Raw genomic sequence first — 11,916 nt, 5'->3', positions numbered from 1 at the left:
GAAGGACCACGACTCGCTCGACGGCATCGAGGGCCAGTCCGTCGCTATCCCGAACGACCCATCCAACCAGGGCCGCGCCATCAACGTGCTGGTTCAGGCCGGTTTGCTTACCCTCAATGACAACGTCGCTGACCCGCTGACCCCGACCCCGGCCGAGATCAACAAGGACGAGTCCAAGGTCACCGTCACCCCGGTCGACGCGTCCCAGACCCCGAACGCTTACAACGAGGGCAAGCCGGCCATCATCAACAACACCTGGCTGGACCGCGCAGGCATCGAGCCGAGCCTGGCCGTGTTCGAGGACGATCCGGAGTCCAAGGAAGCAGAGCCGTACATCAACGTGTTCGCTGCTCGTTCCGAGGACATTTCCGATGAAACCCTGAACAAGCTGGTCGAGCTGTGGCAGACCCCGGAGGTCGCTGAAGCTACCGCTAAGGACTCCAAGGGCACCTCGGTTCCGGTTTACCGCGACCAGAAGGAGCTCAACGACATCCTTGACCGTCTGCAGAACAAGTAAGCACAAGAAGCAATAAGGAGCGCGTAGTTCATGCGTACCAAGCGTTTTCTCGCAGCGGCGGCAGCCTCTGTCATCGCCGCAACCTCTTTGGTGGCGTGTTCGTCGGAGACGGAGTCGTCGACAAGCAGTGCTGATGGCGACGCTGTGACCGTCAAGATCGGCACCACCGACGCAGACCAGAAGGCCTGGAGTGTCTTCGCGGACGAAGCCCAGAAGGCTGGCATCGAGCTCGATATCGTGCGTTTCTCTGAGTACCCGCAGGTCAACCCGGCGCAGACCGAGGGTCAGATCGAGATCTCGAAGTTCCAGACCATCAACTACCAGGCCCAGTACAACGCCACCTCCGGCAAGGACCTGCGCATCATTGGTTCTGGCGAGATCAACGTGCTTGGCCTGTACTGGAAGGACCACGACTCGCTCGACGGCATCGAGGGCACCGAAATCGCTGTCCCGAACGACCCGTCCAACCAGGGTCGCGCGATCAACGTGCTGGTCCAGGCTGGTTTGCTGAAGCTGCGCGAAGGCGCGCCGAAGCTCACCCCGACCCCGGCGGACATCGATAAGGATGCCTCCAAGGTCAAGGTTGTCGCTGTGGATGCGTCGCAGACGCCGAACGCCTACAACGAAGGCCGCCCGGCTGTGATCAACAACAACTGGCTGGCACGCGCAGGTATCGACCCGGCTTCCTCGGTCGCGGCCGACGATCCGAACTCCGAGCTTGCGGAGCCGTACATCAACGTATTCACTGTCTCAGGCGATGACCTGGACAACGAGACGTACGCCAAGTTGGTCGACGTCTGGCAGTCGCCGGAGGTCACCGCAGCGCTTGACGAGGATTCCAACGGCACCGCCGTGCAGGTCCAGCGCAGCAAGGAGGAGCTCAACGAGATCCTCGACCGACTTGTGGAGGAGTACAAGTAAATGACAACAACCGGCACCCGGATTGAGTTCCGGAACGTATCCAAGGTTTTCAAAACCAAAGAGCGCGAGGTCAAGGCCGTCGATGACGTCACCTTGACCGTCGAGCCAGGCGAAATCCTCGGAGTGATCGGCTACTCGGGTGCCGGCAAGTCAACGCTTGTCCGCCTCATTAACGGCCTTGACATGCCAACCTCGGGCGAATTGCTTCTCGACGACACCAACGTCGCCGGTATGCCCGAGCGCAAACTCCGGGAGATCCGCCGCAACGTCGGCATGATCTTCCAGCAGTTCAATCTCTTTTCCTCCCGTACCGCAGCGGGCAACATCGAATACCCGCTGAAACTGGCCGGTGTGGACAAGAAGGAACGTAAGCGTCGCGTCGCTGAACTGCTCGACTTCGTCGGTCTGTCTGACCGTGGCGAAAACTACCCGGAGCAGCTCTCCGGTGGCCAGAAGCAGCGCGTCGGCATCGCGCGAGCACTTGCGACCAACCCGTCGCTGTTGCTTGCCGACGAAGCCACGTCCGCCCTCGACCCCGAAACCACCCACGAGGTGCTCGGAGTGCTGCGTCGCGTCAACGAAGAACTCGGCATCACCATCGTGGTGATCACCCACGAAATGGATGTCATCCGAGCCATCGCCGACAAGGTTGCCGTAATGGAGAACGGCCGTGTTGTGGAGTACGGCGGTGTCTACGACGTCTTCGCCAACCCGCAGACCCCCGTCGCGCAGCGTTTCGCAGCGACGAGCCTGCGCAACACCCCCGATGATGTTGAGCGCGCCGAACTGCTGACCAAGCCTGGCCGCCTGTTCACCGTGGATCTTTCCGAGGACTCCGGGTTCTTCGGCGCCGCCGAGACCGCCCGCACGCGCGGTGTTGTCATCGAGCCGGTCCACGCTGGCATCACTACTCTGCAGGAACGTTCGTTTGGCAAGATGACCGTCCGCCTCAATGGCGACGACGCCGCTATCAACGAGTTCCTGGCCACACTGCAGCGCAGCACCGAGATTGAGGAGATCACCCGATGACCGAATACCTGCTCGCTGAACCGAACTGGGACAACCTCGGCCCCACCTTCCTCGACGCCATCGGCGACACCCTGTGGATGGTCGCCATCACCATGGTTGTCGGCGGATTCCTCGGCCTGGTGTTGGGCATGTTGCTCTACACCACCCGCCCGGGCGGCATCCTGCGCAACAACGTGGTCTACACCCTGATCAACGTTGCGGTGAACTTCTTCAGGCCAATCCCGTTCATCATCATGATCGCGATGCTGTACCCACTGACCCTGGAGGTCGTGGGCACTACCATCGGCCGCGCTGCCGCAACGTTCGTGATGTGTTTCTCTGCCACGTTCACCGTGGCGCGCATCGTGGAGCAAAACCTCGTCGCCATCGACCCCGGTGTTATCGAGGCCGCCCGCTCCATGGGTGCCGGCCCCTGGAAGATCATCACCTCGGTGATCCTGCCGGAGGCACTCGGCCCGCTGATCCTGGGCTACACCTTCATCTTCATCGCGGTTATCGATATGTCCGCAATGGCCGGCTACATCGGCGGTGGCGGCGTTGGTGACTTTGCCATTGTCTACGGTTACCGCGCCTTCGAACCGCAAGTCACCTGGGCTGCAGTCCTGGTCATCGTGGTCATCGTCCAGCTCGCTCAGTTCCTGGGCAACTGGCTGTCCAAGAAGGTCATGCGCCGGTAGATTGAAGTGCCATGAAGGTAGCGGCGTTCGACTTCGATGGCACTCTCCACCACCCTCCCCACGGTTTCGACCAGGAGGATATCGCCGCGATAGATGCCTGGCGTAACGCCGGGCATCTTGCCATTTCTGCCACCGGACGCTCCCGCACAGCACTCGCCCACGGCATGGCCGGCAGCACGCTAGCGTTCGACTACCAGGTGCTGTCCAACGGTGCATCAGCTACCGACGGCGCCAACCGCGACCTGCTCTTCAGCCACGAACTCGACGGTGCCGTCTTGCGCGCCGCCGTGGAACATTTCGGGGAGCGCGAGGGACTGGCTATTTTCGGCACCACCATCGGACGTGTCGACGGCGTGTTTGCCAACAACACCGGCCGTACCCACGACTTCACGGCTCACTTCACGCCGATGGGGATTCGCGACATCCCGGACCACCAGTTCGCTGTCATTCCGTTCTGGATTCCTGACAACGACGCGCTGCGCGCCGAAGTCATCGCCTGGGCCACCAAACTCGGCGACGTAGAAGTTGCCCAAAACCAGGACTACATCGATCTCATGGCACCGGGCCGGTCGAAAGGCTCCGGCATCCTCGAGCTGTTCGAGGTACTCGGCATCAACCGCGATGACGTTGAGCTCTACACGTTCGGCGATTCCTGGAACGACCTGACCATGCATACCCTCGCCGATCACTCGCACAGTTTCCACCACTCCCCCGCCGACGTGAAAGCAGCCACCGACCGGGTCATCGGATCAGTGGCTGAGGTGCTCGACGAGTACATCTAGGGCATGGTTTCGCCCCCGCCCGGCACCACCTAACGTGGCTGCACAGTGAGCGCGACCCAGGCGGAGCCTTCCTTGGGGGCCTTGCCGCAGGAATCGACAATCCCGCTGACCGGACGCTTTTCCAGTTCGACGACGTATTCCCTACCGGCGGTGGTGACGTTGACGGTGGCGGTGGTGTCGTCGATACGCACAGGCTCAACGTCGAACTCCCCGTAACGAGGCTCAGCGACCTCGCTGGCAACAGCAATCTCGGCCACCTGCTCCACCGGACTGAGCGTGCCGCGCCCGCGATTGCCGGGTACGAAGTATTCGCCCCGCTTCGCGGCTGTGAGCATCGCGTCGGTGGCTTCCACGTTCATGCGGCCGAAACTATACGCCCACGGCATGAGCAGCATGGTTGCGGCAAAGCGGTGGCCCTTGATGTGGGAGACCTCCCACGCAACGTCGTTGCCCGGGCCGAATGGGTAGCGCTCGTGCAGCGCGTTGACCAGCGGGCGCCCCTTTACGGCGCAGCAGACATCGCGCTTGGCATGGGTGCAGATCAGCAGCAGCGGACGTTCCCGTCGCTTCCCACCGTTTTTGCCAGGCCCTGACAGGTCGAGATCCAGGATTGCTTCTGGTCCGTCGACGTGGAGGACCTCGGTGATGCCTTCGTCGGCAAAGACGAGGTAGAGGTGGTGGTCCTTAATGTGTCGGCCTTCGCGCGTTGGGTGGCGAATGAGCAGCAAGGACGCGTCGTATTCGTCGAGGTGCTTCGCAATGCGGGGGCTAAGGTCTTCGCCGAGCGCGGCATCACCGAGCACGTCGCGGGGCCACGGGTCAGGCCACTCAAAGATGACGTAGGTAGCGCCGGGCTTGGCGGTGCCGGGCAGCGGTTCAACCTCAACATCTGAGCAAGGCAATTGTCGCATGTCACCACCATAGCCAAGCTTGGCCTAACTTATTAGATGACCCATTTGAACAACATTCACTTCTGTAACAGTTAGATAACCTTTTGGGTATTTCGCTCTGAGGCTTTTGTTCTGATTCCTCCTGCTGGTTACGGTGGCTTAATGCAAAAAAATTCCGGTTCCTTCCGCGCTGCGGTCGTGGGCGCTTGCGTAGCGACGATCGCTGCCTGCACCGCCTGCACCACACCCAGCCTTGGGGCCGGCGAAACGGTGGCCAGCAGCTTGTCCGCCAGCTCTCCCCGTGTGAAACCGTTGGGCAACGCTGACCCGTCTCCGAAGACGCAGCGCCCGTCGGCACCGTCGCAGCTTGTGGTCACCGCGGTCCGTGTTGGCGCACATGAGGGATTCGACCGCGTCGTGGTGGACCTTGAGGGCGACGGGGATCCGGGCTGGTTTGTGGACTACACCTCCACCCCGATGCAGGAGACCACGGGCCAGCCATTGAAGGTCGCGGGTAACGCGTTTTTGAACATCAACGTCGACGGCACCGTCTACCCGTTTGAGATGGGCAAGGATTCCGACGTTGAGGTGAAGATGGCAGGCGATACTGGCAACGTCATCGACGTCATCAGCGCCGGCACCTATGAGGGACGCAGCCAGGTCGTGGTGGGTCTACGCTCTGCTTTGCCGTATTCGGTGCAGGTGCTGGAGGACCCGAAGCGCGTGGTCGTCGACATCGTCCAGAACTAACCCCACGGCTAGTACACCGCCTCGACACGCCAGCTGCGTCTGCTCCACACAAGGAGCCACCCTGTCACCGCGCCGTCTGGCCCGCCTTCGCGCCCGACCACCTGCATGCGCGCAAGCCGTCCTGTGGCGCCTTCGGTTTGGGCCCACCATCCTTCGTCCACGGGCCATGGCCCGGCCCAGCCTGTAACCAGAAACCGGCGATCGCCCCAGGCCAGGGCGTACGGCGTGGTTGAGAGCAGCACTTCGGCGGTGACGATGACGGGGGTTGCGGTGTCGTCGATAAGCGCGATGCGCGAGGCGGGGTGCTCGATGCCGCCGCCGAGGCGCGCAGGCAGCGGCGCCGGGATCGCCCCGGGCCAGGACCGCTTGTCGACGACCGGCCCCACCTCCCCGTACGGCACCATCAGCACCCGTTCCGCCACACCACGGCCGCCGACGAGCCGGGGTTGGAGCACCGCGTCGATGCCGAGTTGGGATTGCACGCGTTCCACGACGCGGCGGGCGGTGTCGGTGGAGGCGCCGTCGGCCCAGAGTTCGCCGACGGGTTCGGGCGCGGCGAGTTCGAGTGGTTCCAGGATGAGACTTGTAATTTCGCCTGCGCCGCCGCCGGTGAGCCAGCCGTCGAGTTGCCAGCGCACGCGGTCGGCGGTGGCGGCCTCGGTGAGTGCTTCGCGGGTGCGCCAGACGCGTTCGACACGGGTGCCGTCGCCAAGTTCGGCGGTCACCTTCAGCCGCAGGCAGTTCCGCCCCGTTTCCTTCAGCCGTTCGTGCAGGCTGGCGGCAAGCGCACGGGCGGCGAACGCCGCGGCATCGACTCGGTCGATCGGGTCCTCCGGCGTGATCGCCACCGCGAGATCCTCCACGGGGATTTCGGGCGCGACGCGGCGGTCCGGTGTGGCCGCGGCGATGCGGTAGATGAGCATGCCGGACTGGCCGAAGCGCGTGGTAACTGCCGCCGGGGGCAGCGCCGCCAACTGCCCGAGCGTGGAAATCCCCAACTGCCCCAGCGCCCGCACGGTGTCCGTGTCCGCACCAAGTGCTTCTTCGGCAACGAGCACACCGAGCGGCTGGTCTGCCAGGAACGTCGCCGACTGTCCCTGGGCCACCACGTCAGACGAGCGCGCGGCGATCACTGCGGTGGCGATCTCGTCGGCGGCGCCGGCAAGGGCGTCGATGCCGCGGCGCGAGGCGGCGTCGATAAGCATCTCGAGCGCACGGTCCTCACTGCCGTGGAACTTGCCCGCAGCCTCAAGGTCCGCAACGACAAGGCCTGGGCGCAGTACTTCTACGCTCGCCGCGACGTCGTCGAGACCCGCTGCAAGTGCTGCGAACATCCGGCCGTCGCGGTCGGTGTTGTCCTCCACCACCGTCAGCTCCGGCGCTGCCGCCTGTGCGTTTCGCACCCGCATCCCACGCCGGATACCCACTTGGCGGGCCGCCTGCGAGCACGCCTTCACCCTGTGGTGCGCCGCAATCGCAATAGGTTCTGCCAACTCGTCGCCGGACTCCAACTTCGCGGCCTGCACGGGCCAGTCCGGAAACCACAACGCTGCAACCCTCATGTGACCAGCCGCAGCTTTCGCCTATCGACGCCCCGCTCACCACCAGCACCCAACGTCACCCGTGCACTCGCCGGACGGTATCCCTTGCCTTCTGCGCGCACGTCGAAATCGATCCCGGTAATGCGCCCTGTACCTCTTCCGATGCCGTGGAATTGTGCGAGCGTGCCCGTCAGCGTGAGCGCCGGCGACGGCACCGCAATGTTGACGCACACAAGCGCTGCCTGGCCTTTCCGAATCCTGGCCAGCAGTGGTCGGGCGCGCACCGGCGACAATTCCAGAGCACTACGAGTGCGCAACACCACCAGATCGAGCCCTTCGGCGAGCACGCCTGCCACCGAGAGGTCGTCGATACCCGGCTCCGGCACCGCAACAACCCGCTCAAGTGCATCGGCGCTGATCCCGGCATACGACAACTCCGGCCAGCCCACCGCACCTGCGCGCCCACCGGCTTCCACCACCTGGCCGAGCAGTTCCACGACAAGCGCGGGTGTGTCACTGACGTGCGTGACCGCCCTTCGCGCCAAGCCACCATTCGGCAACACAGTCGAAAGACCACCGCCGATCGTGAGCACCTCAGTGTCAGCAGCAACCTCCCGAGGGACCTCCCCACCGAGCACAGCCATGCGCGCACGCAACTCTGCGATCTGCTCAGCACGCGTCGGCTGAGCAGGCGCTTCGCCCACTTCATGCAGGTGCGCCGCGGCAGATGACGCTCGAATAGGTGTTCCACTCACGCCAGATAGTATGCACCCCGGGGTCGACGCAAGCAACGTCCCTGGTCGAACATGTTTTCTACTCGACCTTCATGAGAATCTGACTTATGGGGCCATACGAATACTCCATGATCTCCCCATTCATAATGCGGCAACGAACGCCAACAGACCCCGGAGCACAAAGAAGGCTCTCGACACAACGGTCCGAACCCCCTTGAACTCCGTCATCGCGCACTCCCCATCGGCCTTCCGCTTGAACAGAGGCCGCGCTTCATACCGAGCCGAAAGAACACACTGCCACACCACTACACGGGACTTGACCACGAACCGTGGTGACACGTGCACGTTCAGGGGCAAATCTGGTTGCGTTGAACATGGGACTCTCTATGGGACCGTCCACTGCTGACGATTAAAAAGAAGGCGAGCTGGCAAACTAATTTTGCCAGATAGCTGACATAACAACGGTTACGTTAATAGGGCGTAAAGCACTCCAGATGGTGGCAATACTTAAATTTAGCGTGATACAGAACACATTCCTTGCGGTGTCTGTGTATACTCCATATGTGAGTCGCCCATCAGGGTGACCTCCCCGGAACCAAGCGGCGCGAAGAGTGGGCCAACTGATAAGGCTCAGCTACACGCCCCAAGCAACACAAGGAGAAACCATGAAAATCACCGGCAAAAAAGCCTTGCTGTCCGCGGGGACAGCTGTAGGGATCGTTTTTAGCCTCTACAGCCCCATTGCTCAGGCAAGTACGATTGCAGAAACAGGCCAAACAAACGCTGTCAGTCAGGTAGCTGGGAACGTCGATAAGATCGCCAACTACCCCGACATTGAAGGTGAGGCCCTCGATGTCGTGCGCAATGCTGCGCTCGACGCGTCTGTCAAGACGGCTGTCCTAAAAGATGGACAAACCCTCGCAAACGAACCACATGTGGCAAAGCGTCTGGATGATGGAAGCGCATTTGTATCCATCCGAATCGACGGAGCGTCGAACGGTAGCATGTTTGGAGTCTTTCTCACTCCTGAAAACACCCTGAAGTCCACGTACCAAATCACACTGGAGGAAGAGTCTCCAAATTCAGGTTGGGTCACGGCCTATGCCGATGGCGAGCAGGAACTGCATGAATATGTTGTTTCTCAGGATACCTCGGCCACTGATGATCAAATCTCGCCAATGGGCATGGATTGGGGCGGGCTGAACGATTGCCTCAGCAACGCTGGAATTGCATCATGGGCAATTGCGGCACTGAGCGTTGTGTGTGGTGCAGCCTGCGCAGCGACGCTGGGGGCTGGTTGCATGGCTTGCCTTGTCGCAGCTTCCGGAGCTACAGGCGGCACAATCGGGTACTGCGCAGGCCAGAATTGGAGTTAATGATGAAATCGAGTGAAAATCAGTCGCGTGGGTTCGTTGCACTCGCGATCGGCGCGGTAGCACCTCTTCTTGGAGTAACAACCCCTGTAACAGGAGCTGCCATTGCTGGTTGGGGTATCGCTGCTGTGGCCTTTCCTGTCTCCGCTTTCTTCTTCCATCGAGCGAAGGATGACGACAAAGTGCGCGAGTAAAGTTCCAATTTCATCGCATTACTTCGTGAAAGTCCTGTACCGCACTGATGCGGTACAGGACTTTGCTTTGCGAAGAAGATCCAGACCCCCTGTTTGAACTTTAAATCATCTCAAAGCCACTTCGTTTATGTCTGCGTCAACTTAACGAGAAACTCGCCTCAGATCTCCCGCCAAGCACCCCACGACGGGTGCGGCGATCGCCTCACCATCCGTCGCCATGAGCCAGAATTTTGGCAAGCAAGCGAATGTACTGTGATACGAGAGGTTCAAACGTGCAATGCAGAAGAGTTTAGAGGCATAAGAAGGCGGTGGAGCGCCCTGGTAACCTCCCAAAACATGATCCCGATCAGCGCCAACGAGGTCCGTAGCCGCGTCACTCCGATCCCCACGCCCGCCGTCGTGCGTGTGGTGGGTTCGCTGGCCGTGGGTGGTTCCGTCGGCGTGATGATGTCCGAAGCACCACTAGGCATCAAGGCGATCACAGCACTGGTCTGCGTCGTTGTTGCTATCGCGGTGACGTGGCTGCACCCCTACCGGAAGCAGATTGCGGCGTTTGCTGAGGAGAAAAATGTCAGCAGGGTGCCGTCGATAAGCATGGTTGTGCCGCTCATGGTGTGGTGGCTTGTGCTCATGATGGGCCCGCTGGTGCACTGGTCCGCAGTGGCGGGGCTGCTGGTCGGCATCCTTGCGGCAGTGGCGGCGTGGTTGCTGTACCCGCACGTAGACGGCACGCGGCGCCTCGCGTACGCATAGAACTACTAGAAAGAATCTACTCGAAAGGCTTTCTAGTAGACGCGTTTTCGCAGCTCAACCTAGAAACATTCCCTTTCGAGTAGCTTTCTAGTAGCTTTCGAGCTACCGCAAAGGCCCTTCCAAAAGCCATACCGCCCGAGGGTCCCGCGGACCTTTACCGCGCCATTGAATAAGGCCCTCCTCCCGCAGCGCTTTCAACGCGCGGCGGGCAGGCGGGTTCGAAATCCCCAAAGCATCTGCAACCTCCCCCGTAGACATTGGCCTGCCTTTCGCTTGCATGACTGACAGGACGCTGCCGGCGTGAGGCGGGAGGGAGTCCGCGGTCTTCGGATCAAGCCGTTGAACCGCCTTCAACGTAAGCAGAACACTTCCGCTCGTCTGCTGGTAAATCGGGTCAGCAAACCCCACTCGCCGCATACCTGCAAACATACGGCGGATACCCTCGCCGAGTTCTTGACCAATCCGAAGCTCTGCCGTCACCCGCGCAATGAGAGGATTGCGCGCAAATCGAGCAATAGATTCTGGTCGTGTGGGGTCCACCAAACCGGGAAAGCGCCCCGGACTCGAAACTTCGATGCGAGATGGATAGATCTCGAACCGCACATGGTCACCAGCCATGCTGTACGACCGGTGAATGACAGCATTTACTAATCCCTCAAGCCAAACGTCGTTCGGGATGAGATTTTCATCCTCGAACAACCCCGAAGCACCCAGGCGCCGGACTTGCGGCAGCATCCCCTCAATCGCCCGCTGAGCAGCCCCAATTTGTTGTGGCAACGGCCCCTCAAACCGGTCGTCGGCCAAAAGCTGTTGCTGATGACCCGCGAGCCGCTCATCCTCACCGAACCGCAGAACACGGACATGTGCATTAGGGAAGAACTCTTGCGGGTCTTTACCGAAGAGCAAGAGTGCTGCTGTTCGGGGCCTACCTTCACGGTCGATGAGATTTCTTGCTTTAAGAGCGTCTTCAGCGGAAGAAGAACCAATAACGTTGGCATATTCACCAACGACCTCCATATCGAGATCACCCATACCGACACGGGGCAGCACCGTCGCATCGAACTGTTGCTCACCCTTGGTGTAACGCAGTTCGAGAATGCCGTCTGCATTCAGCAACCGAGATTCGTCGCCGACACGCAGGAAGCAGTCCCCCGACCGCAAATAATGCACATGCTCACTCGGGTCTACATGAAACAGGTAAACCTGCGCACCGTCGCCAACATCGAACGGCTCGATTCGAACACGCGCGGTTGGATCCGTGTGGTCGAGCGATGTTTGTCTCAGATCATTGTCCTGCTTAGGCGTCGGTGCCCCATCAAACTCCCGGTCAGTAATTCCGACAGCAATAATGCCGCCCTCCGCATTTGCCATGCCGACGATGGTCTTGGCGAGATCCTTCGGCTTGATGCGGAAAGACTTTCGCTCGAACCATTGATCTTCCGGCAGACGCAGAAGAAGGCTCGGGTCATCTCGGTAGTTTCTCTCTGGACGCACAGAAGGAATTCTACTCGAAAGGCTTTCTAGTAGACGAGTTTCCGCAGCTCAACCTAGAAACATTCCCTTTCGAGTAGCTTTCTAGTAGCTTTCGAGCTACCACCAAGGCCCTCGCGCAGGCCCCGCCATTCTCGAAACCCCTGCTGCGAAGTTCACCGGAGATACGGATAATGGCACGCATGGCTCAAACCTCATCGACATCGCTCAAGCACATGTGGGAAACCCGCGGTCAAGTCCCGTGTAGTGGTGTAGCGGTTTGTG

13 protein-coding genes are annotated in these 11,916 nt (G+C 60.9%); 9 read left to right on the top strand and 4 right to left on the bottom strand.

Annotated elements, in window-relative coordinates; genetic code table 11:
* From HMPREF3048_RS09090 to HMPREF3048_RS09070, 5 genes are all read left to right on the top strand, one after another.
* Positions 1–517, top strand: a 517-nt coding sequence (locus HMPREF3048_RS09090; RefSeq protein WP_246818889.1) for a MetQ/NlpA family ABC transporter substrate-binding protein, incomplete at its 5' end; no start/stop codon positions are given.
* 30 nt (positions 518–547) lie between these two features.
* A complete protein-coding gene (locus tag HMPREF3048_RS09085) occupies positions 548–1,438 on the top strand; it encodes a MetQ/NlpA family ABC transporter substrate-binding protein (RefSeq protein WP_070771934.1) in 891 nt (296 codons plus the stop codon).
* Complete coding sequence (locus tag HMPREF3048_RS09080; RefSeq protein ID WP_070450483.1) at positions 1,439–2,467, top strand: methionine ABC transporter ATP-binding protein; 1,029 nt, start codon at positions 1,439–1,441, stop codon at positions 2,465–2,467.
* Positions 2,464–3,144 carry a methionine ABC transporter permease gene (locus HMPREF3048_RS09075; RefSeq protein ID WP_070450487.1) on the top strand — a complete coding sequence of 227 codons (681 nt, stop codon included), beginning with the start codon at positions 2,464–2,466 and terminating at the stop codon, positions 3,142–3,144. The genes HMPREF3048_RS09080 and HMPREF3048_RS09075 overlap by 4 nt, the downstream gene beginning before the upstream one ends.
* 11 nt (positions 3,145–3,155) lie before the next feature.
* The gene (locus HMPREF3048_RS09070; RefSeq protein WP_070771933.1) at positions 3,156–3,926 is read left to right on the top strand and encodes an HAD family hydrolase; all 771 of its coding nucleotides are present in this window, start codon (positions 3,156–3,158) and stop codon (positions 3,924–3,926) included.
* A gap of 29 nt (positions 3,927–3,955) precedes the next feature.
* Here HMPREF3048_RS09070 and HMPREF3048_RS09065 read toward each other — a convergent pair whose 3' ends face one another.
* Positions 3,956–4,837 (bottom strand): sucrase ferredoxin, encoded by an 882-nt coding sequence (locus tag HMPREF3048_RS09065; RefSeq protein WP_070771932.1) that lies wholly within the window; start codon positions 4,835–4,837, stop codon positions 3,956–3,958.
* A gap of 141 nt (positions 4,838–4,978) precedes the next feature.
* On the opposite strand from HMPREF3048_RS09065, the gene HMPREF3048_RS09060 reads away from it, so the two are divergent.
* On the top strand, positions 4,979–5,566 hold the full coding sequence (locus HMPREF3048_RS09060) for an AMIN-like domain-containing (lipo)protein (protein ID WP_070570558.1): 588 nt from the start codon (positions 4,979–4,981) through the stop codon (positions 5,564–5,566).
* 8 nt (positions 5,567–5,574) lie between these two features.
* Here the strand turns inward: HMPREF3048_RS09060 and HMPREF3048_RS09055 are convergent, their stop codons facing one another.
* Both HMPREF3048_RS09055 and HMPREF3048_RS09050 read right to left on the bottom strand, forming a co-directional pair.
* Positions 5,575–7,128, bottom strand: coding sequence for a Y-family DNA polymerase (locus HMPREF3048_RS09055; RefSeq protein WP_070771931.1), 1,554 nt, complete (start codon positions 7,126–7,128; stop codon positions 5,575–5,577).
* Positions 7,125–7,862 carry a hypothetical protein gene (locus HMPREF3048_RS09050; RefSeq protein ID WP_246818888.1) on the bottom strand — a complete coding sequence of 246 codons (738 nt, stop codon included), beginning with the start codon at positions 7,860–7,862 and terminating at the stop codon, positions 7,125–7,127. Before HMPREF3048_RS09050 ends, HMPREF3048_RS09055 begins: the two co-directional genes overlap by 4 nt.
* A gap of 644 nt (positions 7,863–8,506) precedes the next feature.
* Here HMPREF3048_RS09050 and HMPREF3048_RS09040 point away from each other — a divergent pair.
* From HMPREF3048_RS09040 to HMPREF3048_RS09035, 3 genes are all read left to right on the top strand, one after another.
* Entirely contained in the window at positions 8,507–9,217 is a 711-nt protein-coding gene (locus HMPREF3048_RS09040) for a hypothetical protein (RefSeq protein WP_070771929.1), read from the top strand.
* Positions 9,217–9,408, top strand: a complete 192-nt coding sequence (locus HMPREF3048_RS12150; protein ID WP_141758897.1) for a hypothetical protein — start codon at positions 9,217–9,219, stop codon at positions 9,406–9,408. The genes HMPREF3048_RS09040 and HMPREF3048_RS12150 overlap by 1 nt, the downstream gene beginning before the upstream one ends.
* 336 nt (positions 9,409–9,744) lie before the next feature.
* Entirely contained in the window at positions 9,745–10,161 is a 417-nt protein-coding gene (locus HMPREF3048_RS09035) for a hypothetical protein (RefSeq protein WP_070482438.1), read from the top strand.
* Between the two features lie 102 nt (positions 10,162–10,263).
* Here the strand turns inward: HMPREF3048_RS09035 and HMPREF3048_RS09030 are convergent, their stop codons facing one another.
* Entirely contained in the window at positions 10,264–11,655 is a 1,392-nt protein-coding gene (locus HMPREF3048_RS09030; RefSeq protein ID WP_070771928.1) for an RNA-binding domain-containing protein, read from the bottom strand.
* Between the last annotated feature and the right edge of the window lie 261 nt (positions 11,656–11,916).

Source organism: Corynebacterium sp. HMSC075D04 (assembly GCF_001815635.1).
Lineage (GTDB): Bacteria > Actinomycetota > Actinomycetes > Mycobacteriales > Mycobacteriaceae > Corynebacterium > Corynebacterium coyleae.
The sequence above is the reverse complement of the archived record's forward strand: the minus strand, read 5'-3'. Positions and strand labels throughout refer to the sequence as shown.

What these genes read in the sequence shown, in the direction of transcription:
- HMPREF3048_RS09085 (WP_070771934.1), top strand. Translation starts at nt 548, where the DNA reads ATGCGTACCAAGCGTTTTCTCGCAGCGGCGGCAGCCTCTGTCATCGCC.
- HMPREF3048_RS09080 (WP_070450483.1), top strand. Translation starts at nt 1,439, where the DNA reads ATGACAACAACCGGCACCCGGATTGAGTTCCGGAACGTATCCAAGGTT.
- HMPREF3048_RS09075 (WP_070450487.1), top strand. Translation starts at nt 2,464, where the DNA reads ATGACCGAATACCTGCTCGCTGAACCGAACTGGGACAACCTCGGCCCC.
- HMPREF3048_RS09070 (WP_070771933.1), top strand. Translation starts at nt 3,156, where the DNA reads ATGAAGGTAGCGGCGTTCGACTTCGATGGCACTCTCCACCACCCTCCC.
- HMPREF3048_RS09065 (WP_070771932.1), bottom strand. Translation starts at nt 4,837, where the DNA reads ATGCGACAATTGCCTTGCTCAGATGTTGAGGTTGAACCGCTGCCCGGC.
- HMPREF3048_RS09060 (WP_070570558.1), top strand. Translation starts at nt 4,979, where the DNA reads ATGCAAAAAAATTCCGGTTCCTTCCGCGCTGCGGTCGTGGGCGCTTGC.
- HMPREF3048_RS09055 (WP_070771931.1), bottom strand. Translation starts at nt 7,128, where the DNA reads ATGAGGGTTGCAGCGTTGTGGTTTCCGGACTGGCCCGTGCAGGCCGCG.
- HMPREF3048_RS09040 (WP_070771929.1), top strand. Translation starts at nt 8,507, where the DNA reads ATGAAAATCACCGGCAAAAAAGCCTTGCTGTCCGCGGGGACAGCTGTA.
- HMPREF3048_RS12150 (WP_141758897.1), top strand. Translation starts at nt 9,217, where the DNA reads ATGATGAAATCGAGTGAAAATCAGTCGCGTGGGTTCGTTGCACTCGCG.
- HMPREF3048_RS09035 (WP_070482438.1), top strand. Translation starts at nt 9,745, where the DNA reads ATGATCCCGATCAGCGCCAACGAGGTCCGTAGCCGCGTCACTCCGATC.